1 protein-coding gene and 1 pseudogene are annotated in these 1,590 nt (G+C 42.1%); one reads left to right on the top strand and one right to left on the bottom strand.

From position 1 onward, the window contains the following. Positions 1–72: 72 nt before the first annotated feature. A pseudogene (locus QT973_RS26925) lies at positions 73–672 on the bottom strand (IS4 family transposase); the annotation flags it as partial. A gap of 386 nt (positions 673–1,058) precedes the next feature. Between QT973_RS26925 and QT973_RS26930 the strand changes: the two are divergent. Continuing rightward, positions 1,059–1,460 carry a hypothetical protein gene (locus tag QT973_RS26930; protein ID WP_333058670.1) on the top strand — a complete coding sequence of 134 codons (402 nt, stop codon included), beginning with the start codon at positions 1,059–1,061 and terminating at the stop codon, positions 1,458–1,460. Positions 1,461–1,590: the final 130 nt, after the last annotated feature.

Genomic DNA, 1,590 nt, shown 5'->3' on the forward strand with positions numbered 1-1,590 from the left:
TTTTTCTAATTAACTATTTTTATCGATTTTATCATGATCTTGCCTCTGTCTCACATTTATTTGAAATGACTATAAATTCGCATATAACAGGCGACTCATTACAATCTCACTCATCGTCAATGAAGCAATACCAGCCGATACGACTGCACCTGTGAGCAATGAAAAGAGCACTACCACTTTGGCGATGGGAAATCCACACCCAGTTTTTTGATTGCTGTGTTGCGGATACTCAGCTTGATTGGCAGCAGTATCACTCATCAACACGGTTGTGCCGGCGAGATCCCGCACCTGTCGTCCACACCATTGCTGTAGGCGAGGAACTTGCTTTTCTAGTGCCTCTGCCACTACAGGTACTAACTGTTGGACAAGTCTTTCAGGTAGTCGTTGACGAGCTTTACTGTATGCCCCAGTGTCTGAAGAAGGAGGCACCACTCCAGCACCACTGGGCCAGGTACTCATCCGTTTTACTGCTTGACTCAAACTTTTGTCTGGATCTAGTACCTGAGATATCATCGCCCATAAGGTAACTATCGGCGTATAGACGCTGTTGTAGTATCTGAGATTCTCCTTCGCCAGAAGCTCTTTGACTGTAGAGTCTGGTAGCAATTCTTTCCAGGGTAAGGCAACACTCTGTAAAAATTGTTGCTTGAGAATAGACGCACGATTGGGCATACTAGAGAGAGATATTTTGGTTTGTAAGGCAATTATCTATGCAGAGCTTGCCTTACAGATTTTTTTTTGCTCACTTTTTCAGTGCCATTGGATTTTAGTTGACATTGGTACTCCCGCGAAAATGCCTAAACAGAGGGGAAAATCCCCTGGTTGGGAAAAAGGAAGGGTACGAACCAAGGCACCGTCCTATCCCACTGTGAAAAAACGGGTTTCTCGACGCAAAAAGTCTTCAAGATTAGTTATTTAATCTTCTTCCTCTTGAGTTTTTGAGTAACAGCTTGCCGGATATTCAAAGGCAGCTACTTTTGGCTGCAATCATTTTTTAGTCTAAACTACAGGAAAAAAAGAAGGTTCACAAATACGAAGAGCATGGTAGAATATAAAGCATGACGCAAAAAACATCTGCTGACCAATTAGTAGAGACCTTACTGCAAAGCATTGAGCCATCTGCAATTGCTGACGAATCATTACGTCGTACAGTGTCCATATTGCTGAACCTTGTAGAGCAATTACAAGCAGAAACCAGAGAATTACGAGCAGAAAATCAAAGATTAAAATCCGAAAACAATCGCCTGAAAGGAGAACAAGGCAAACCAGAGGTCAAAGCTAATGGAGCGAAAAAGTTAAAAGAGAACTACTCATCGGAAAAAGAGCGAAAAGCACCCAAAAAGCACATTAAAAGTAGTAAAAATGCTCTGGTCAAAGTTGACCGATCAAAAATCCTGGAGTATCCTGAAGCAGAACTACCATTCGATGCAGAATTTAAGGGCAGGGTAAACGCATCTTAATTTCAGCCTAAAACATGATAAGATGAAGTATTGGGCTAAATCAAGTGCGTAATTAGGTGCGATCGATGGCGAAAGGGTTTACTTCGACTTTAACTGCCCAACAAAAAACAATAGGTGTATCGAACCCGAC

This window comes from Microcoleus sp. Z1_A1 (assembly GCF_036700305.1).
Lineage (GTDB): Bacteria > Cyanobacteriota > Cyanobacteriia > Cyanobacteriales > Microcoleaceae > Microcoleus.

Excerpts from the sequence above, each read along its gene's own strand:
- QT973_RS26930 (WP_333058670.1), top strand. The coding sequence starts at position 1,059 with ATGACGCAAAAAACATCTGCTGACCAATTAGTAGAGACCTTACTGCAA.